Here is an 18,888-nt window from a genome sequence, read left to right as displayed (position 1 = left end):
GTGCCCCCCCCACCCCCCCCCCCCCCCCCCGCAGCCCCCGGGGGGGGGGCGCGGGTTGCGCGGCCTCCCGGCGCGGCCCCACGGTTGCGTTCTTTTGGGGGGGGGCGCGGGCGGGGTGCCCGCCCCACCACCGAAAGGGGTGAACCGGAGTAACTTTCCCGCCCCGGTCGCGTTCTGTTGCGATAGGCAGGGGTTCGGTGACGCAGAGTCAGGCTGCGGCCAGCTCCGAGCGGGTCGCACGGCGTGCCGCGGCGTGTGCGGGGTCGAGCGAGGGCACCGCCGCCAGGAGCTGCTTGGTGTACGGGTCCTGAGGCGACCCGTACACCTCGTCGACGGCCCCCTGTTCGACGATCCGGCCCTGCCGCATCACCGCGACCCGGTCGCTGACCTGGCGTACGACCGCCAGGTCGTGGGCGATGAAGACGAGCCCGATGCCGAGCTCGCGCTGGAGCTCGCCGAGGAGCGTGATCACCTGGGCCTGGGTGGTGACGTCGAGCGCGGAGACCGGCTCGTCGCACACGATCAGCCTCGGTTCGGCGGCGAGCGCACGCGCGATGCCGATCCGCTGGCGCTGACCGCCGCTGAACTCGTGCGGGTAGCGCTCGTACCGGCCGGCGTCGAGTCCGACGCGCTCCAGCAGTTCACGCACCCGGTCGCGGATCCGGGTCTCGTCGCTCTCCCCCGCCGCGCGGAGCGGATCGGCCACGGACTCACCGATCGAGCGGCGCGGGTTGAGCGAGGCGACCGGGTCCTGGAAGACCATCTGGAGCTCGCGGCGGTGCGGGAGGAACGCCCTCTCCGAGAGGGAGCCGATGTCCTCGCCCGCGTACCGGAGCCGGCCCGACGTCGGGTCGAGCAGCCGGACGAGCATGCGCCCGAGGGTCGTCTTGCCGCTGCCGCTCTCGCCCACGATGCCCAGGGTCTCGCCGGCGTGGACGGTGAGCGACACCCCGTCCACGGCGGTGACGCGGCGGCCGCCCCGGCCGAACTCGCGCCGGAGGTCCACGGCTTCCAGGAGCGGTCCGGCGTCCGGGCCGGCAACCCGCGGGCCGGGGACGACCGCGCGTTTCCCGTCGCCGGGCTTCCCGTCGATGCGCTTCTCGTCACCCCGTTTCTCGTCGACCCGTTTCCCGTCGATGCGGGGCACCGACGCCAGGAGCTCGCGGGTGTAGGGCTGCCGGGGGCTGCCCAGCACCTCGGCGACGGGCCCGCGCTCGACCGCGCGGCCGTGCTGCATCACCAGGACGTCGTCCACGCTCTCCGCCGCGACGCCCACGTCATGGGTGACCAGCAGCAGTCCCGTGCCCGTCTCGCGGCGCAGTTCGTGCAGCAGGTCCAGGATCTGGGCCTGCACCGTGACGTCCAGGGCGGTGGTCGGCTCGTCAGCGACGATCAGCCGGGGTTCGCAGGCCAGGGCCATCGCGATGAGCGCCCGCTGCCGCATCCCGCCGGAGAACTCGTGCGGCCGGGACCGGGCCCGGCGCGCCGCGTCCGGGATGCCGACCCGGTCCAGCACCTCGACGGCCCGGGCCCGTGCCGCGCGCCGGGAGACGGAGTTGTGCACCCGGTACACCTCGGCGATCTGGTCGCCGACGGTGTAGTACGGGTCGAGCGAGGAGAGCGGGTCCTGGAAGACCATGGCGGCCTTCGCGCCCCGCAGCGCCCGCAGTTCGGCCTCGCCGGCCGTGCCGACGTCCGTGCCGGCCACGCGGACGGTGCCGGTGACCCGGGCGCCGGTGCCCCGGTGCAGCCCGAGCAGCGCGGAGGCCGACGCGCTCTTGCCGGAGCCCGACTCGCCGACGACACCGAGGGCGGCACCCGCCTCCAGCGTGAAGGAGAGCCGGTCCACGGCGCGGACGGTGCCGAAGTCGATGGTGAGGTCCTCGACCTCGACCAGCGGTGTTGTCATGACAGGACCACCCGTCGGTCGGCCAGCGCGTACAGCATGTCCGCGACGGCATTGGCGATCACCACGAAGAAGCCGGTCACCAGCACCATGCCGACGACCACGGGCAGGTCGACGACCTTGACGGCGTGGACGAGTTCGCGCCCGATGCCCGGGATCCCGAAGAGGGACTCGGTGAGGACGGCCCCGCCGAACATGGAGCCGAAGTCCAGGGCGCTGAGCGCGATCACGGGGGCGACCGCGCCGCGCAGGGCGTGCCTCCCCATGATGGCGGCCTCCCCGACGCCGTACGCGCGGAAGGTGCGCACATGGTCCTCGGCGAGCGTCTCCAGCATGGAGCTCCTGGTCAGCCGGGCGTACTTGGCGGCCTCGATGAGCGCCAGGGACACCCAGGGCAGCAGAAGGCCCCAGGCCCACTGCTCGGGGTCCTCGGTGAAGGGGACGTACGTGGGCGAGGGCAGCCACTGGAGCGTGGAGCAGAAGATGATGATGAGCAGCAGCCCGATGACGAAGACCGGCGTGGCGGTCCCGGCCAGGGTCAGCCAGGTGAGGACCCGCTCCGTGATCCGGCCCCGCCGCCAGGCGGAGAGCACACCGGTGCCGACGCCGAGCAGGATCCACAGGGCGAACGCGCCGATGACGAGCGACCCGGTGACCGGAAGCTTCGTCAGGATCAGCCGCATGACCTGCTGGTCGCTCTGGTAGGAGACCCCGAGGCAGGGGGCGGTGCAGTGCTCCACGCCCGTGCCGGTGGAGAAGTCGCGTCCGGCGACGATGCCCTGGAGGAAGTGCCAGTACTGCGTGTACACGGGGTCGTCGAGCCGGAGCTGCTCGGTGACCTGGGCGACCTGGGCGGGTGAGCAGCGCGGGCCGCAGGCGATCTGTGCGACGTCACCGGGGGCGACGTAGAAGACCGCGTACAGGATGACGGTGAGGGAGAGCAGCACGAAGACGGCGCCGCCGAGGCGCCGCAGCAGGAATCCGGTCATGACGCCCGCTCCTTCGCGCGTTCCTCGCGCTCCTTGCGTCCGGTGCCGATCCGCAGCCGGGAGGCGGCCCGTGGGTCGAGTGCCGTGCGGACGCCCTCGCCGAGGACGGTCAGCGAGAGCACGGTGACGAAGAGGAGTCCCGCGGGGATGAGGAGGTAGGTGGGGGCCGACTGGTACCAGGTGTCGGCCTCGGTGAGCATCTGTCCCCAGGACGGTGTGGGCGGTTTGATGCCGACGCCGAGGAAGGACAGGGCCGCCTCCACGGTGATGTTGACGGGGAAGAGCAGCGCGGCGTACGTGATGACGGGTGCGGCCAGCGAGGGCAGCAGTTCGCGCCGGGCGATGCTCCACCGCCCCCGGCCGGCGAGCCGGGCCGCGGAGACGAAGTCGAGGGATTTCAGGGCGAGTGCCTGGGCCCGGACGATCTTCGAGGTTCCCGCCCAGTTGATGCCGCCGATGACCAGCGCGATCAGGACGGGCCGGGGGAAGGAGGCCGGCACGATCGCCAGCAGGGCGAGGGCGATGACCATGAGCGGCAGGGCCACGTTGATGTCGGTGATCCTGCTGAGGGCCTGGTCGAGCCGGCGGCTGCCGAGGGCGGCCGCGAGTCCCACGACCAGGCCGATGGCGACCTGGAGGACGGTGGCGGCGACGGCGACGCCGAGCGAGACCCTGGCCCCGTACACGACGCGGGCGAAGAGGTCGCGGCCCGTCTGGGGTTCGACGCCGAACCAGTGATCGGCGCTGATGCCGCCGAAGGAGCCGATGGGCACCCCGCCGGCCGCCGAGTCGACGAGGTCGGGGTGGTAGGTGTCGGGGTCCTGGCCCGCGAGTGCGGAGAGCAGCGGCGCCGCGAGCGCGGCCAGGAAGAGCAGGAGGACCACGGCGGCGGCGACCGCGGCCGCGCGCTGTGCGCGCAGCCGCAGCCAGAACTGCCGGGCCCCCGAGGCGGGGGCGGCGACCTGCGCCGCTCCCGCCTCCTGGACCAGAAGTGCTTCGGACATGGTTACTTGACCGCGGCCTGCGAGATGTCGAGCACGCCGGTCCAGTCGCTGATGACCACGTTCTTCACGTCCTGGCCGAAGAGCCGCTTGTAGACCGGGTGGAAGAGCGGCACCGTCAGCGCCCGCTCGCCGATCTTCTTGTCGAGCGCGCCCCAGCGCTCGGCTGCGGCGTCCAGGTCGGTGAGCTTGTTGATCTCGTCGATCTCCTTGTTGACCGACGCGTCGTTCAGGAAGCCGGTGTTGAAGTTGGCACCGTCCTTCACGATCTGGCGGCCGTCGAAGATCGGCGCGAGGAACGGGCCCCCGGAGGGCCAGTCGGCACCCCAGTGGGCGAGGAAGAAGCCGGGCTCCTTGGACGCGCTGTGGATGGTGTCGGAGTAGTCGTTGCTCTCCAGGCCCTTGAGCTCGACGGTGATCCCGGCCTTCTTGAGCGCGGCCTGGAGCGCCGTGGCGATCTCCGGGCTGGTCTCGAAGTCCTTGTCGTTGGAGTGCGTGAGGGTGACCTTCAGGCCGTTGGGGTGACCGGCCTCCTTCAGCAGCTCCTTGGCCTTGGCCGCGTTGCCGGTCTCGCCCGCCGGGAAGTGGTCGTAGGGCGTGTAGCCGAAGGACTTCTGGTTCGGCAGGTAGGTGGTGGCGGGCTCGGCGAGCGAGGAGCCGCCGGCCGCGTTGATCACGGAGGAGCGGTCGACGGCGTACGCGATCGCCTGACGCACCTTCGGGTCGTCGAACGGCTTCACCTTCGGGTTGAAGGCGATGTAGTTCGTGTAGCCGAAGTGGCCGGTGCCGACGCGGGCGGCGAGCTTCTTGTCGCCGGAGACCTTGGCGAGCTCGGCCGGTCCGAGGTTGGTGTCGGTCGTGACGGCGGCGGCGTCCGCGCCCTGCGAGGCGGAGAGCCGCTGGTTGATGACGGCGGAGTCCAGGCCGGAGCGTACGTCGATCCTGTCCGGGTAGGCCTTGCGCTCCTCGTCGGTCTCCGCCGACCAGTGCGTGTTGCGCTCCAGGACGAGCCGCTCGCCGTCGTTCTCGTTCGTGACGACCTTGTACGGCCCCGAGGAGACGGGGTGCTCCTCGTACTTGGTGCCGGTGTCCTTGGCCTTCGGCACCGGGGTCGTCTGGGTCTGGGTGGCGAGGAAGGGGAACTCGCCCTCGGGCTTGTTCAGGTGGAAGACGATGGTCTTCTCGTCCGGCACCTCGATCGAGGCGAGGCCCTTCTTGTCCTTGTACGGGCCCTGGTAGTCGGCGCCGCCGATCAGCCAGTCGCGCAGGTAGGGCGCCCCGCCGGAGAGTTCGGGGGCGAAGGACCGCTCGATGCCGTACTTGATGTCCGCGCTGGTGATCGCGGTGCCGTCCTCGTACTTCAGCCCGTCCTTGAGGGTGTACGTCCAGACGGTGGCGTTCTTGCTGGGCGTGCCCAGGTCGGTGGCGAGGTCGGGGACGACCTCGGCGCCCGCCGCGCCGTTCTCGCGGTTGCGGGTGGTGAGCGTACGGAAGACCAGGGAGGGGACGTTGCCGCCGCCGGAGGTGTAGAGCCGCGCCGGGTCGAAGTCCTCCTGCGGGTTGCTGTTGAGGACCGTGAGGGTGCCGCCCTTCTGCGGCTTGCCCGAGGCGCCGGAGCCGCCGCTTCCCCCGTCGGAGTCGTCCGAGCTCTTGGGGCCCGCGCAGGCCGCGAGACCGGCGACCAGGGCGAGACTGACGGCGGCGGCGGTTGCCACACGGCGCGATATGACGGACGGCTGACTCATCGGAAGATGACCTCTCGGTGTGCTGCGGCGGGAAGAAGGAGACGGATCTCCGCGGGCGCAGCGGGTCCCGCCCCGATGAGGGGAGGGACCGGATACCGGAATGCCGCGCCTGCGGACGGAGTACGCCCGGGCGCGGCAGAGTGGGGACCGAGGAGCCCGTGGAACGGGGCTCGTCGGGGTGCCGACGCGCGCTCGAGCAGGCGTCAGCGACAGAGAATGTCGGCTACGCAGTGCCCGGCCACGCCGAGGAGCGCCAGCTCAAGGGCGGCGCGCTCGGAGGATGCGGGGCTGCGTGACATGCGGAGAAATATGGACGACCCCCTCCCCCGGTGTCAACGCGCGCTGGGACGGCCGTCCCGCCATACGGACAGCACGGTCCGCCCGCGACTCAACTCCCCGGGTACACCCAGGGGTTGGGGCGGCACTTGATGCCGTCCAGGTCCAGGGTCTTGGTCTGCTGCTGCATCACGGGCGCCAAGGCGCCGGGAGTGCGGCAGCTCACATGGTTGTGGCCGAGCCGGTGGCCGACCTCATGGTTGATCAGCATCTGACGGTAGGGCAGGAGCTTGTCCGGCCCGAAGGTCGAGGCACCCTGCGCCCAGCGGTACGCGTTGATCATCACGCGGTCGGTGGCGGCGGAGTCGCAGGAGACGTTGTCCTCGGTGGTGTCCAGGCCGGACTTCTCGCACCACTCCGCCGTGGTCCCGGGACTCGCGAGGGTGATGACGAAGTCGGGCTGCCCGGAGGAGATCCGCTCGAAGGTCATGGCGTCGTTGTGCGCCCAGCTGCGGTCGTCGTTCAGCGTCTTCTGCACGGCTTCGGCGAACAGTCCCGCGTCGAGGCCGAGCCCCTTCTCGACATCGATCCGGTACCGGTGCTTGGTCCCCTTGCCCGGAGCCTTCGCCAGCCCCGCCACCGCCTCGAACGCGCCGGACCCCTTCAGGTCCGCCGCCAGCGGGAAGGCGGTGGCCATCTTCTGCGCGTACGACAGGGGCTTGACCTCCTCGCGCGGCTTCGCCTCGGGAGTGGAACGGTCCACCGAGCGGGAGGCGTCCCCCGAGTCCTGCCGGTCGACGCCGGTGGAGAGCGGGCCGTCCGTGGTGCTCCCGGAGTCCTCGGCCACCTGGCCGGCCACCACGACGGCGAGCACCGTGGTCACGGCGGCGGCGGCGATTCCCGTGAAGGCGCGGCCCTTGCCGCCCTTGGCCCCCCGGGTGTCCGCGTCGGCCGGGGCGTCCGGGCCGCCGGGCTCCATGGAGGTACGGGTCGCGTCCTCGGCGTCCTCCGCGTCGCGGGTCTCCCGCGGGGGTGCGGGGCGCGAGGGCGGGGTGTCGAACGCCTCCAGGAACTCCCTGCGCGGGCCCGGTATCAGCGTGGTGCTGCCCGTCTGCGGCCCGGTCGTGGGGCGCCGGCCGGCCGTCTGCTGCGCGGCCTGCTGCCGCGCCACGGCGGCCTGCCTGGCGCGGAAGAGCTCCTGGGCGCCCGGTCCGTCCGGGTCGCGCCGGCCGTCGTACCGCGGCTGCGGTGCCGTTCCCCAGCCGCCGCCCGGCTCGTGCTGCTCGGGGTGGCCGCCGCGCACCTGCGGGGCGTCGTGGAACGGGGTGCGGCCGTCCCGCGGCGGAGGCGGTGCGGCGGCTTCCCGCCCGCGCCTGCCGGTGCCGCGCTCCACACCGGTGCCGGTGCCGGGCGCGCCCGCGGTCTCGCGCCGGGTGTCCCCGGGGCCCTTTCGACTGTGTCGTCCCACGCCCCGGATCAGCTCCCGCCGCGTTCGTCGAGCAGTTCCCGGAACGCCTGGGCGACCGTCTCCGGGTACTCCATCATCGCCACGTGCCCGGCCTCGGGCAGTGACAGAAGGCGCGAGTCGCGGAAGGCCGCGGACGCCTTGCGTGCCATCCGGTACGAGACCAGCTGGTCCCGTCCGCCGTACACCAGCAGGGTCGGTGCGAGCACCCTTTCGGCCTGGCGCCACAGCCCGTGCTGTCCTCCCAGCGTGTAGGCATCGACGATGCCCCGTGCCGAGCGGGTCATGGCGTCCCAGAAGTACGGCAGTTCAAGCCGGCGCTCCATCTCGGCCACCGCGTGGCGGAAGGCTTCGTCGGAGATACGTGCCGGATCGCCGTAACAGAGTGCCATGGCGCCACGGGTGCGCTGTTCCGCGGTCCAGTCACGGGTGAGCCGGGCGAACAGGGATGCGACGCCCGGGAGTGCGAGCAGGGCGGTCGGCACGGCGGGCCGCTGGACCCTGATCTCGGGCAGGGCCGGGGAGATCAGGGTCAGGGTGCGCACCAGATCGGGCCGGGCGGCCGCGACCCGGGTGGCAACGGCACCGCCCAAAGAGTTACCGAAAAGGTGAACGGGACCCCGGCCGCCCGCGTCCAGGAGCCGGATCACCGCACGCGCGTGTCCGGTCAGGGAGTAGTTGCCGTCGTCCGGCGGCGGGGAGTCCCCGAAGCCGGGCAGGTCGACCGCCTCGCCGTCGAGCGTGTCCGCCAGCAGCGGCATGAGGGCCGACCAGTTCTGGGAGGAACCGCCCAGTCCGTGGACGAAGAGCGCGGGCGCCGCCCCCTCCGCCTCCGCCGGGCGGGAACGGACGGTCAGGGTGAGGCCGGCCAGCGTGACGGAGCGCAGCTTCTCCCCCTCCGCGACCCGGACGGCACTGACCGTGGGCGCCACCGCGGCAGCGGCGGCTTGGATACCGGGCAGCTCGGTCGAAGACATGCGGCAATGTTACGAGACGATCACGCGGTGGTTCATGTGTTCGCCGTCACAGGCCGCATAGCGCCCTCGATGGGTTGCTCCTAGGCTGCAAGGGAAGGAAGGGAGCCACCATGACGGTCGATCCGAGCGACCCGGGGACGTTCGAGGATCCGGAACCGGACGAAGCGGACCCCGAAGCTCCTGAAGCCGACACCGCCGAGCAGCACGCCTCCGTCCGTCCGGAGGGCGACGAACCGCTCACGGACCTCGACCGCACCACCGCGAACGAGGCGGACGCGGCGGAACAGGCCCGCGTGGTCACACATGATGAGGACGATTACCGGTAGAACGCACCGCTTTGCGGCATGGGCCGACGTTTCCGTGGCTACCGCAGCCGTCCGGTCCGTGAAATTCTGCGTCCGCGCCGCGCGCACCCGGGTTACTCAAAAGTACGATGGCCCCACGGCGCAGCGTGCACGGTACGGCTGTGTTCGAACACGAATTTGGGAGGCGGCGTGACAGCCATCGAGCAGACAGAGGCGGCGCGCCCGCGTGGCACCCGGCTGCCCCGCCGTGCCCGACGCAACCAGCTGCTGGGCGCCGCACAGGAGGTCTTCGTCGCCCAGGGCTACCACGCCGCGGCGATGGACGACATCGCCGAGCGGGCGGGCGTCAGCAAGCCGGTGCTCTACCAGCACTTCCCCGGGAAGCTGGAGCTCTACCTCGCCCTGCTCGACCAGCACTGCGAGTCACTGCTCCAGGCGGTCCGTACGGCGCTCGCCTCGACCACGGACAACAAGCTGCGCGTCGAGGCGACGATGGACGCCTACTTCGCGTACGTCGAGGACGAGGGCGGCGCCTTCCGTCTGGTCTTCGAGTCCGACCTGACCAACGAGCCGGCGGTCCGCGAGCGGGTCGACCGGGTCTCGCTGCAGTGCGCGGAGGCCATCTCCGACGTCATCGCGGGCGACACCGGGCTGTCCAAGGACGAGTCGATGCTGCTGGCCGTCGGCCTCGGCGGCGTGTCGCAGGTCGTGGCGCGCTACTGGCTCTCCAGCCCGTCCGGCATTCCGCGCGACTCCGCCGTACAGCTGCTGACGTCGCTGGCCTGGCGGGGCATCGCGGGATTCCCGCTGCACGGAGTCGATCAGCACTGAGCCGGGTGCGAGCCGTGGCCCGGTGTTCGCTGCGGGCGTTGCCGGTCGACCCGTGGTCCGTCCCTTCACCGGGCTAATGTGTGCTGCGTACGGCGCGGTTCACCGCGCAGAGACGGACCGTCGGAGGGACATAGCCGTGGAGGTCAAGATCGGGGTGCAGCACACGCCCCGCGAGATCGTTCTGGAGAGCGGACTTTCCGCCGAAGAGGTCGAGAGCGCGGTCGGCGAGGCGCTCAACGGCAAGGCGCAGCTGCTCAGCCTCACGGACGACAAGGGCCGCAAGGTCCTGGTGCCGGCCGACCGGATCGCCTACGTGGAGATCGGCGAGCCCACCGCCCGTCGGGTGGGGTTCGGCGCGCTGTAGCCCGCGCGACACGGCAGCAGAGGTGGAGGCCCGGCGGAATCGTCCGCCGGGCCTCCACCTTTTCTTCTCCGGATCCGCTCCGGGTTCTTCCCTCGATGGGCTTCCCGACGGCCGGGGAGGGTTGTATTCCGCCGGCCCCGGGTAGGACGGCCTGTGACCGACCGACCGCCGCGCCATCAAGCGAGGTGACCCTTCAGTGCTCTGGGAATCCATCAGCTCCGTCGTGCTCGGACTCGCCCTGTCGTGGGTCGCGCTCCGCACGCTGCCCGGCCGGCTCCCGTCCCTCCGCGTGGTGTTCGTCACGGGAGGACTGGGCGCCCTGTTCGGCGCGTATCTGACGCAGTCGACGGTGGGCTCCGGCCATGCCCTGACGACGGTCACCGGCGCCGTGCTCGTCGCGGCGGTGACCCTGTCCCTGCTGATCCGCCCGCGCGGCAGCCGCCCGGTGCGGTCGGCCGCGGCCCAGTAGGCCGCTGATCAGGCCGCGAGGCCCAGCGCGGCCATCCGCTTGGTGTGCGCCTCGGTGATCCGGGAGAACATCCGGCCCACCTCGGCCAGGTCGAAGCCGTCCGCCACGCCGCCCACGAGCATGGTGGACAGGGCGTCGCGGTCCGCGACGACGCGCTGCGCCTGCGAGAGGGCCTCGCCCATCAGCCTGCGTGCCCAGAGGGCGAGCCTGCCGCCGACGCGGGGATCCGCCTCGATCGCGGCCCGCACCTTCTCGACCGCGAAGTTCCCGTGGCCGGTGTCGTCGAGCACGGACAGGACGAGGGAACGGGTGTCCGCGTCGAGGCGTGCGGCGATCTCGCGGTAGAAGTCACTGGCGATCGAGTCGCCGACGTACGCCTTGACCAGGCCTTCCAGCCAGTCCGACGGGGCCGTCTGGCGGTGGAAGTCGTCCAGCGCCTTGGCGAACGGCTCCATGGCGGCGGTCGGCGGCTCGTCGACGGCGGTGAGCCGGTCGGTCAGCTGCTCGAAATGGTGGAACTCGGCGGACGCCATCTTCGCCAGTGCCGCCTTGTCGTCGAGTGTCGGCGCGAGTTTCGCGTCCTCGGCGAGCCGCTCGAAGGCCGCGAGCTCCCCGTAGGCGAGTGCGCCGAGCAGATCCACGACCGCTGCGCGGTACTGCGGGTCGGCGGACGCGGTGGCCCAGTCCTGGGCGGCGATCCCGGTCGGTGCGGGTGCTTCGACGGGTGCTTCAGTGGCGTTGTCAGGCGTCTCCATGCAGCGCAGAATAGCCCGCTCCGTCGGGTACGGAAGGGCCTGGTCAGCAGGAGACATCACACCGTTCCGATGAATTCGCCCAACACACATGCGCGGATCCGGGGTACAGTGGTATTGCGCTTACTGAGCATTTTCGTGTGCCAGGAGCGCGACCTTGAATGAGGATGCCCGGTCGGTGGCCCGATCGGCTCCGACCCGACAGCCCTCCACGCGGGGCGTACACCACGTACGACCGCAGAGGAGGGGACCCCTCAGCGGCACGAGCGCTCGAGCGTCGGCAGTGGTCCCGCGCCACCCGGCCCCTCCACGGCCGGATGACCAACCCCGGCACGGTACGACCCCCAGCGTTCGCCTCGGTCCGCGTCTCACAGAAGAGGCAGCACCCTGACTACGTTCCGCGACCTCGGAATCCTTACCGAGACGGCCGAAGCCCTCGAGGCGGTCGGCATCACGTCCCCCTTCCCCATCCAGGAGATGACGCTCCCCGTGGCGCTCTCCGGATCCGACGTCATCGGCCAGGCCAAGACCGGCACCGGCAAGACGCTCGGCTTCGGCCTCCCGCTCCTGGAGCGTGTGACCGTCCCCGCCGACGTCGAGGCCGGCCGCGCCGCGCCCGAGCAGCTGACGGACGCGCCGCAGGCCCTGATCGTCGTTCCCACCCGCGAGCTGTGCCAGCAGGTCACCAACGACCTGCTGACCGCCGGCAAGGTGCGTAACGTCCGCGTTCTCGCGATCTACGGCGGCCGGGCGTACGAGCCCCAGGTCGAGGCCCTCAAGAAGGGCGTCGACGTGGTCGTCGGCACCCCGGGGCGCCTGCTCGACCTGGCGGGCCAGCGCAAGCTCGACCTCTCGCACATCCGTGTCCTCGTCCTGGACGAGGCCGACGAGATGCTCGACCTGGGCTTCCTGCCCGACGTCGAGCGGATCATCACGATGCTGCCGGCGAGGCGCCAGACGATGCTGTTCTCGGCCACCATGCCCGGTGCCGTCATCAGCCTCGCGCGCCGCTACATGTCGCAGCCGACGCACATCAACGCCACGTCGCCCGACGACGAGGGCACGACCGTCAAGAACACGGTCCAGCACGTCTACCGCGCGCACAACATGGACAAGCCCGAGATGGTCTCGCGCATCCTGCAGGCCGAGGGCCGCGGGCTGGCGATGATCTTCTGCCGTACGAAGCGGACGGCCGCCGACATCGCGGAGCAGCTGGAGAAGCGCGGCTTCGCGTCCGGCGCGGTCCACGGCGACCTCGGGCAGGGCGCCCGTGAGCAGGCGCTGCGCGCCTTCCGCAACGGCAAGGTCGACGTCCTCGTCTGCACCGATGTCGCCGCGCGCGGCATCGACGTCGAGGGTGTGACCCATGTCATCAACTACCAGTCGCCGGAGGACGAGAAGACGTACCTCCACCGCATCGGCCGTACCGGCCGCGCGGGCGCCAAGGGCATCGCGATCACGCTGGTCGACTGGGACGACATCCCGCGCTGGCAGCTGATCAACAAGGCCCTGGACCTGAAGTTCCCGGACCCGCCGGAGACGTACTCCACGTCCCCGCACCTGTACGAGGACCTCAACATCCCGGCCGGCACCAAGGGTGTCCTGCCGCGCACCGAGCGGACCCGTGCGGGTCTGCGCGCGGAGGAGATCGAGGATCTCGGCGAGACCGGTGGCCGCGGCCGCAAGTCCGCCGCCTCGGCCCCGGCGCCCCGCGAGGAGCGCCCGCCGCGTACGCCGCGTCAGCGCCGCCGCACGCGGGGCGGCAGCGCCCTCGACGAGGCCGCCGCCGCGACCGTGCCCGCGCCCGCCGCCGAGGCGGCCGGTGAGGACGCGCCCGAGCCCCGCACCCCGCGCCGTCGGCGCCGTACCCGTGGAGCGGCCCCCGAGGCCGTGACCGAGGGCGCGGTGGCCGTGGCCGAGACCCCGGCCCCGGTCGCCGAGCCCACCGTCGTGGCCGAGGCCGAGCCGGCCGCGGAGACCAAGCCGCGCCGCCGCCGTTCGCGTGCCACGACCACGGCCACGGCCACGGCCACGAGGACCGACGTCGCGCCGGCGCCCGCCGCCGAACCGGTCGTCGACTTCCAGACCGTGGCGGTCGCCGCCGTGGCGGAGCCCGTGGCCACCAAGCCGCGCCGCCGCACCCGGGTCGTGAAGCCGGCCGACGAGGTCGACTTCCAGATCGCCCCGGCCTCGGAGCCGGTGACCGAGACCAAGCGTCGCCGTCCGCGCGCCGCGACCAAGCCGAAGACCGAGGCGGTGGCCTCCACGGCGACCGCCGAGGACACCGGTGAGACCAAGCCGCGCCGTCGTCGGCCGCGCGCCGCCGCCGCGGAGAAGGCGGAGACGGCCGCGGTGACCGGGACGGTGGCGGCCGACGAGGCCCCGGCGAAGCCGCGCAGGCGCCGGTCCCGCGCGGCGGCCACGGCTGCCGAGTCCGCCGAGGGCTGATCCACCGGGCACGATCACAGACGTACGGCCCCGGTTCCCGCGCTGCGGGGGCCGGGGCCGTACGTCTGTCCGCGCTGCCCGCCCGCCCCTACGTCCGGCTGTCCGTACGTCTGTCGCATGGCTGCCCGGGCGGGGGCCGGGCTCCGGCGATACCCTCGGGCGCATGAGCCGGCCGCCCACCTTCACCCCGCCCCCCTGTGCCCGTGCCCGCGTACTGCGTACCGCGCGTGGGGACTTCGCCGTGCTGGATGCCGCGCCACCCACGGGCGCGCACTCCACCGCTCTCCTGCTGCCCGGGTACACCGGCAGCAAGGAGGACTTCATCGCGCTGCTCGAACCGCTCGCCGAGGCCGGGTTCCGGGTGCTGTCCGTCGACGGGCGGGGGCAGTACGAGACCGACGGGGCGGGCCGCCAGAACCCTTACGCCCAGGCCGAGTTGGCCCGGGATGTGCTGGCCCAGGCGGCTGCCGAGGACGAGCTCCCGGCGCCCGGCGGCATCCATCTGCTCGGGCACTCCCTGGGCGGCCAGATCGCCCGCGCGGCGGTGCTGCTGGACGCCGCGCCCTTCCGTTCGCTGACCCTGATGTCCTCCGGCCCCGCCGAGATCGACCCCGCCCAGCAGAAGAAGGCCCGGCTGCTCGGCGACGCGCTGGGCCGCTGGAGCATGGACGAGGTCTGGCAGATGATGCGCGCGATGGACCCGCCCGAGGACGTGGACACCGGCGACGGCGAGGATCTGCGCCGCCGCTGGCTGCGCCACGACCCCGCGCAGCTGATCGCCACGGGCGCGCAGCTGTCGTCCGAGCCGGACCGGGTGGACGAGCTCGCCGCGCTCGCCCTTCCCGTCCACGTGATCTCCGGTGAGCGCGACGACGTGTGGCCGGTGCCGCTGATCGACGACATGGCGCGGCGGCTGGGCGCCCACCGCACCGTGATCGAGGGCGCCGAGCACTCCCCCAACACGGCCCGGCCGCTGGAGACCGCCGCGGCCCTCGTCTCGTTCTGGAACGGCACGCGGGCGGAGTAGGAGCCCGGACGCGTCTCCCGGGGCGGGTTCGTGACGCCCCGGGAGAACCGCTCGCTCAGCCCACCTGGGTGAAGGACTTCCAACCGGTGCCGATCTTGACGCCGGACCGGACGCCACCGGAGCCGTTCCCGTCGTATCGGTACAGGTCACCGGCGGTGGTACGGGCGACGATGTCGTCCGTACCGTCAGCGGTGAGGTCGCCGATGCCGACGATGTCCGCCATACCGTTCCAGCCGGTGCCGATCTTGACGCCGGACCGGACACCGCCCGAGCCGTTCCCGTCGTATCGGTACAGGTCACCGGCGGCGGTACGGGCGAGGAGGTCACCGATCCCGTCCTTGTTGAGGTCACCCGCACCGACGATGGTCAGGGACTTCCATCCGGTGCCGATCTTTCCCACCCGTGTGAGCCTGCCCGCCTCGGTTCCGGCGTACATGTACAGGTCTCCGGTCGAGATCTGGCGGACGATCAGGTCGGGGCGTCCGTCACCGTCGAGGTCCCCGGAGTAGGAGAAGCCGTCGAATCCGGTCCAGCCGGTGCCCACCTGGGCGGAGGGCGATCCAGGGGTGACGACGTCCCCGCAGTCCGGTGTGTAGCGGTGCAGCGCGCCCGCGCCGTCGCGCACGAGGGTGTCGTTGCATCCGTCGCCGTCGAGGTCACCGAACGGAATGAGGGTGGAGGTGGTGGGCCAGGTGCCACCGTCGGCCTTGGCGGACACGACGTGGGAGGCGTTCCCCTTGTAGACGAGCAGCGCACCGGTCGCGGACCGCGCGTACAGGTCGGGGAAGCCGTCCGCGCCGGCATAGTCCCTGCGCGTGGCGGGCGGAGCGGGGGCCTTCAGCCCGGTACCGGCCGTCCACAGCTGGTAGCCCTGTGCCCAGACCGCTGTCGCGTTGCCGTCGGGACCGACGGCGACCGCCCCTTCGGCGTAGTCGGAGGGCACCGTGCCGAGCCTCGTGGCCGGGGTCCAGACCCCGTCGGTGCGGGCGGCGGTGTAGAAGAGCCGGCCGTCGCCCTGCGAGGGGACGGCGTCCTGCGCCCAGCCCACCTGGACGGTCCCGTCGGCGCCGATATGCGCGTCGAACTGCTCGGGCACGTAGGCGGTGGACAGCGTCCTGGTCTCCGACCAGACGCCCGTCACCGCCGAGCGGGTGGACGTCCGCAGGCCGAACTCCCCGTCGTGGTCGACCCAGACGAGGGTCACCTCACCGTCCGGTCCGACCAGGGGCTCCTCGATCTGGGCGGCGTCTCCCGCCGGGATCGCGTGGAGCGCACCCCACTCGCTGCCACCGGGCTGTCTGACGGCCGCGACGACATCCGGCGTGTCCGCTCCCTCGCTGTGCCGGACCCAGGCCACGGCCATGGTCCCGTCCGCCCCTCGTGAGAGGCGCGGCGCACCGCCTCCGCCGGGCGGGGAGAGCTCGGCGGGGGCGCTCCATCCGGTGGCGTCGGCGGACTTGCCGACGCTCTTCACCGTGCTGCCCGTCTCGACGTTGTGCATCCAGGCGACGGTGACGTCACCGTCGGCGGAGACGACGGCCTGCGGCCAGTAGGCGTCGGCGGCGACCAGCACGGCCGGCGCCGACCACCGCCCGTCGGGGCCGGAGCGCTCGGAGACGTACAGCAGGCTGTTCCGGCCCTCGCTCTTGCGCCACACGGCCACGCTCCTGCCGGACGGGGTCCCGGCGAAGGCGACCTCGCCGATGACGGTGTCCGTCGCGATGTCCGTGGCGGCGGGCCACGAGATGGCGCCCTTGCCGAGCGTCGCCGTGCGCAGCACGGAACTGCTTCCCAGGTCGTTCACCCAGGTGACGGTGGCCGAACCGTCCGGGGCCGTCACGAGCGAGACGCTCTCGCGTCCTGCCGGCAGGACGTCCAGCACGGTGGTGGGCCCCCACTCGGCGCTCGCGGCGGGACGGACGGCGACGGTCAGTTCGAGCTGCTGGGTCTCGTCCACGGTCCGGTACCAGAGGGCGACGACCCTGCCGTCCGCCGTGGTCCGCACATCGACGGTTTCCACGACCTCGTGGGGGATGGTGAACGCCACCGGCTCGCTCCACCGCCCGGACTGGGCGGCGACGGCCGCGGGCGCGGTCACCAGCACCGTCGCGGCCGTGGTGCCCATGCCGACCATCCCCAGGGTCAGCGTGGGTACCAGCGCGGCGGTGATGAATCTGTGGTTCCTGCTCAACTCGGGTCCTCCCCCTCGCACATGTGTGCGTGAGATTAGCCGACCCCACCGTCAGTACTGCGCCTGGAGGTGCTGCCAGAAGCCGTCGCGCAGCGCCCTGCGCAGATGGGCGTGACCGCGCAGCGAGTGCTGGAGGAGCCGTTCGGCCTCGACGAGGAGGTCCTGGTCGACCGAGCCCGGCAGATAGGGGTGACCGGGCAGCAGGTCGGCGAGGGCGTCCCGGCCGCGTGAGGAGAGCCAGCCCGCGGCGATCTGCGCGCCGACGAAGCGGACGTCCTCGCGGGCGGGCGCCGGGCTCTCGTCGTCGTACATCGTGACGGAGCGCCGGGTCACGTACGGGCGGCAGAAGTCGAGGTCGAAGGTGCGCTGGCTGTCGACCTCCCAGAGCAGCGGCTCGGCCTGGTTGCGGCCCTCGCCCGCCTCGATGCCCCAGAGGTGGACGCGGGCGCCGTAGCCCTGGGCGGCCTCGACGGCCGAGACCAGGTCCTCGTCGCCGCCGACGAGTGCCGCGTCACTGATGGCGCGGTGCCGGGCGAGCGACTCCAGGTCGGTGCGGATGAGTGAGTCGACGCCCTTCTGCTGGTTGTTGGCGTTGAGGTTGCCCAGCCTGACCTTGACGTCGGGGAGTTCGGCGATGGACTGCTGCTCGACGGTGTGGATCCGGCGCCTTGCCCCGTCGTACCAGTACACGCGCAGCAGCCTGCTGTCCGCGAAGATCGTGCGGGCCTTGTCGATGAAGGCCTCGATCAGCCCCTCCGCATCCAGGTCGAAGGACCGGCGGTCCTCGGTGCCGGTGACGAGCAGGCCGGCCGCCGCGTAGACATAGCCCGCGTCCACGAAGATCGCGTGGGTGGAGGGGGTCTTCGACACCTCGGCGAGTACGCGCTGGAGCAGCGCGTTGGTGCGGTCCAGCTGTTCGCGGATGCCCGCGCCCTCGTCCGCCCCTGTGTCCGGGTGGTTCATGCGGGCCTCATCGTCCGCGCATGGCTGATTACCGACGGGTACTTAGGCATCCAAAAAATTTCCTTAGCGTAGGGAATGTTCGCACCGGTCACGTCGTTGTACCCCCCGAGGGGCACGGGACCTGGGCGTCCTGCGCTCCCCATCCTTGTGGACGGCGAGCCCGTCCGCCCAGTAGTTCTCCAGCAGGAGGATCAGACGAAGGGAAGCCATATGCGCTTCGAGATCATGCGACTCGACGATGTCGACGGTACCGCCGTGGACAGCACCGTCGTGGACGCCGCCTCCGTCAACCGGATCGTGCAGCAGGCCGCGGCAATGGGCCAGCGCATCTACATCCGGCCGGCCGACACGTCGGCTTCGTAACACCTTGCCTTGCTTGGCGTCGCTGATTTCGGGCGTATGACGAGCTGAAGACGAAGCGCCCCCGCACGGAGAGCCCGTGCGGGGGCGCTGTGGTGTCCGGGGCAGGGTCAGGCGTTCTGGATGACCTGGGTGACGCCGTTGATGATCTGCTGTACGGCGATGGCCGACAGCATCATCCCGGCGAGCCTGGTGACCAGCACGACGCCGCCGTCCTTGATGACCCGGATGATCAGCAGCGAGTAACGCATCGTCAGCCAGAGCACGACGTGCATGGCGACGATCGCCGTCCAGACCGAGATCTGGCCGCGCATGCTGTCGGCGTGCTGCACCGCGAGGATCACGGAGACGATCGCACCGGGCCCGGCGAGCAGCGGCATGCCGAGCGGCACGAGGGCGACGTTGACGTCCTTGGTCTGGGTCGGCTCGTCCGTCTTTCCGGTGAGCAGGTCGAGTGCGATGAGCAGCAGGAGCAGCCCGCCCGCGATCATCAGCGCGGGGACGGAGACATGCAGATAGTCGAGGATCTGCTGGCCCAGCAGGCCGAAGACGGCGATCACGCCGAACGCGACGGCGACGGCCTGGAGGGCCATTCCGCGCTGCACCTTGGCGGGGCGGCCCGCGGTGAGGGCCAGGAAGATCGGGGTGATTCCGGGCGGATCCATAATCACAAAAAGGGTGAGAAAAAGGGATCCGAAGACAGCGATGTCGAACACGGTGAGCCTTGCGAGAGAGGAGAGTGGAGCGGGCCGGACAGGGGGACGCGCGCGCCGGCGCGTCAGTAGGACGCCGGCCGCACGGGGTGCGACGGGGAAGAGG

18 protein-coding genes are annotated in these 18,888 nt (G+C 71.8%); 7 read left to right on the top strand and 11 right to left on the bottom strand.

The annotated features are described in order from the left end of the window. Positions 1–208: 208 nt before the first annotated feature. The 7 genes from ACZ607_RS14875 to ACZ607_RS14845 all read right to left on the bottom strand — a co-directional run bounded on the left by ACZ607_RS14875 (position 209) and on the right by ACZ607_RS14845 (position 8,359). Positions 209–1,909 carry a dipeptide ABC transporter ATP-binding protein gene (locus ACZ607_RS14875; RefSeq protein ID WP_469735118.1) on the bottom strand — a complete coding sequence of 567 codons (1,701 nt, stop codon included), beginning with the start codon at positions 1,907–1,909 and terminating at the stop codon, positions 209–211. Further along, positions 1,906–2,895 (bottom strand): ABC transporter permease, encoded by a 990-nt coding sequence (locus ACZ607_RS14870; RefSeq protein ID WP_469735117.1) that lies wholly within the window; start codon positions 2,893–2,895, stop codon positions 1,906–1,908. Before ACZ607_RS14870 ends, ACZ607_RS14875 begins: the two co-directional genes overlap by 4 nt. After that, entirely contained in the window at positions 2,892–3,899 is a 1,008-nt protein-coding gene (locus ACZ607_RS14865) for an ABC transporter permease (protein ID WP_469735116.1), read from the bottom strand. The genes ACZ607_RS14870 and ACZ607_RS14865 overlap by 4 nt, the downstream gene beginning before the upstream one ends. A 2-nt stretch (positions 3,900–3,901) precedes the next feature. After that, entirely contained in the window at positions 3,902–5,641 is a 1,740-nt protein-coding gene (locus tag ACZ607_RS14860; protein ID WP_469735115.1) for an ABC transporter substrate-binding protein, read from the bottom strand. A 203-nt stretch (positions 5,642–5,844) separates the two neighbouring features. Then, entirely contained in the window at positions 5,845–5,940 is a 96-nt protein-coding gene (locus ACZ607_RS14855) for an Ms4533A family Cys-rich leader peptide (protein ID WP_315985674.1), read from the bottom strand. A gap of 89 nt (positions 5,941–6,029) precedes the next feature. Further along, positions 6,030–7,385, bottom strand: coding sequence for a DUF3152 domain-containing protein (locus ACZ607_RS14850; protein ID WP_469735114.1), 1,356 nt, complete (start codon positions 7,383–7,385; stop codon positions 6,030–6,032). 8 nt (positions 7,386–7,393) lie between these two features. Continuing rightward, positions 7,394–8,359: an alpha/beta fold hydrolase gene (locus tag ACZ607_RS14845; RefSeq protein WP_469735113.1), complete on the bottom strand. Its 966-nt coding sequence runs from the start codon at positions 8,357–8,359 to the stop codon at positions 7,394–7,396. Between the two features lie 110 nt (positions 8,360–8,469). On the opposite strand from ACZ607_RS14845, the gene ACZ607_RS14840 reads away from it, so the two are divergent. The 4 genes from ACZ607_RS14840 (at position 8,470) to ACZ607_RS14825 (ending at position 10,328) form a co-directional block, all read left to right on the top strand. Beyond that, positions 8,470–8,685: a hypothetical protein gene (locus ACZ607_RS14840; RefSeq protein WP_469735112.1), complete on the top strand. Its 216-nt coding sequence runs from the start codon at positions 8,470–8,472 to the stop codon at positions 8,683–8,685. A gap of 168 nt (positions 8,686–8,853) precedes the next feature. Then, the gene (locus ACZ607_RS14835) at positions 8,854–9,495 is read left to right on the top strand and encodes a TetR/AcrR family transcriptional regulator (protein ID WP_450913592.1); all 642 of its coding nucleotides are present in this window, start codon (positions 8,854–8,856) and stop codon (positions 9,493–9,495) included. Positions 9,496–9,631: 136 nt separating this feature from the next. Continuing rightward, the gene (locus tag ACZ607_RS14830; RefSeq protein ID WP_161198847.1) at positions 9,632–9,859 is read left to right on the top strand and encodes a DUF3107 domain-containing protein; all 228 of its coding nucleotides are present in this window, start codon (positions 9,632–9,634) and stop codon (positions 9,857–9,859) included. A gap of 196 nt (positions 9,860–10,055) precedes the next feature. Continuing rightward, the gene (locus tag ACZ607_RS14825; RefSeq protein ID WP_469735111.1) at positions 10,056–10,328 is read left to right on the top strand and encodes a hypothetical protein; all 273 of its coding nucleotides are present in this window, start codon (positions 10,056–10,058) and stop codon (positions 10,326–10,328) included. Positions 10,329–10,336: 8 nt separating this feature from the next. Here ACZ607_RS14825 and ACZ607_RS14820 read toward each other — a convergent pair whose 3' ends face one another. Then, a complete protein-coding gene (locus tag ACZ607_RS14820) occupies positions 10,337–11,083 on the bottom strand; it encodes a ferritin-like fold-containing protein (RefSeq protein WP_469735110.1) in 747 nt (248 codons plus the stop codon). Positions 11,084–11,557: 474 nt separating this feature from the next. Between ACZ607_RS14820 and ACZ607_RS14815 the strand changes: the two genes are divergently transcribed. Next, a complete protein-coding gene (locus ACZ607_RS14815; protein ID WP_469735109.1) occupies positions 11,558–13,528 on the top strand; it encodes a DEAD/DEAH box helicase in 1,971 nt (656 codons plus the stop codon). Positions 13,529–13,691: 163 nt separating this feature from the next. Next, on the top strand, positions 13,692–14,555 hold the full coding sequence (locus ACZ607_RS14810) for an alpha/beta fold hydrolase (protein WP_469735108.1): 864 nt from the start codon (positions 13,692–13,694) through the stop codon (positions 14,553–14,555). 55 nt (positions 14,556–14,610) lie between these two features. On the opposite strand, the gene ACZ607_RS14805 is transcribed toward ACZ607_RS14810, so the two are convergent. Together ACZ607_RS14805 and ACZ607_RS14800 are read right to left on the bottom strand one after the other, a co-directional pair. Next, entirely contained in the window at positions 14,611–16,746 is a 2,136-nt protein-coding gene (locus ACZ607_RS14805) for an FG-GAP repeat domain-containing protein (protein WP_469735107.1), read from the bottom strand. Positions 16,747–16,797: 51 nt separating this feature from the next. Then, positions 16,798–17,709 carry an NYN domain-containing protein gene (locus tag ACZ607_RS14800; protein WP_469735106.1) on the bottom strand — a complete coding sequence of 304 codons (912 nt, stop codon included), beginning with the start codon at positions 17,707–17,709 and terminating at the stop codon, positions 16,798–16,800. 210 nt (positions 17,710–17,919) lie between these two features. Between ACZ607_RS14800 and ACZ607_RS14795 the strand changes: the two genes are divergently transcribed. Continuing rightward, positions 17,920–18,072, top strand: a complete 153-nt coding sequence (locus tag ACZ607_RS14795; protein WP_014154223.1) for a hypothetical protein — start codon at positions 17,920–17,922, stop codon at positions 18,070–18,072. Between the two features lie 107 nt (positions 18,073–18,179). On the opposite strand, the gene ACZ607_RS14790 is transcribed toward ACZ607_RS14795, so the two are convergent. Next, positions 18,180–18,785 carry a MarC family protein gene (locus ACZ607_RS14790; RefSeq protein ID WP_469735105.1) on the bottom strand — a complete coding sequence of 202 codons (606 nt, stop codon included), beginning with the start codon at positions 18,783–18,785 and terminating at the stop codon, positions 18,180–18,182. Positions 18,786–18,888: the final 103 nt, after the last annotated feature.

Source organism: Streptomyces sp. NPDC104381, assembly GCF_055583745.1.
Note: the sequence above shows the minus strand (reverse complement) of the source record. Positions and strands in the feature narration are given on the sequence as shown.

Bases quoted from the DNA above. Each gene is read 5' to 3' on its own strand.
- ACZ607_RS14840 (WP_469735112.1), top strand. From the start codon at position 8,470: ATGACGGTCGATCCGAGCGACCCGGGGACGTTCGAGGATCCGGAACCG.
- ACZ607_RS14795 (WP_014154223.1), top strand. From the start codon at position 17,920: ATGCGCTTCGAGATCATGCGACTCGACGATGTCGACGGTACCGCCGTG.
- ACZ607_RS14870 (WP_469735117.1), bottom strand. From the start codon at position 2,895: ATGACCGGATTCCTGCTGCGGCGCCTCGGCGGCGCCGTCTTCGTGCTG.
- ACZ607_RS14855 (WP_315985674.1), bottom strand. From the start codon at position 5,940: ATGTCACGCAGCCCCGCATCCTCCGAGCGCGCCGCCCTTGAGCTGGCG.
- ACZ607_RS14820 (WP_469735110.1), bottom strand. From the start codon at position 11,083: ATGGAGACGCCTGACAACGCCACTGAAGCACCCGTCGAAGCACCCGCA.
- ACZ607_RS14810 (WP_469735108.1), top strand. From the start codon at position 13,692: ATGAGCCGGCCGCCCACCTTCACCCCGCCCCCCTGTGCCCGTGCCCGC.
- ACZ607_RS14875 (WP_469735118.1), bottom strand. From the start codon at position 1,909: ATGACAACACCGCTGGTCGAGGTCGAGGACCTCACCATCGACTTCGGC.
- ACZ607_RS14865 (WP_469735116.1), bottom strand. From the start codon at position 3,899: ATGTCCGAAGCACTTCTGGTCCAGGAGGCGGGAGCGGCGCAGGTCGCC.
- ACZ607_RS14860 (WP_469735115.1), bottom strand. From the start codon at position 5,641: ATGAGTCAGCCGTCCGTCATATCGCGCCGTGTGGCAACCGCCGCCGCC.
- ACZ607_RS14815 (WP_469735109.1), top strand. From the start codon at position 11,558: ATGACGCTCCCCGTGGCGCTCTCCGGATCCGACGTCATCGGCCAGGCC.
- ACZ607_RS14800 (WP_469735106.1), bottom strand. From the start codon at position 17,709: ATGAACCACCCGGACACAGGGGCGGACGAGGGCGCGGGCATCCGCGAA.
- ACZ607_RS14845 (WP_469735113.1), bottom strand. From the start codon at position 8,359: ATGTCTTCGACCGAGCTGCCCGGTATCCAAGCCGCCGCTGCCGCGGTG.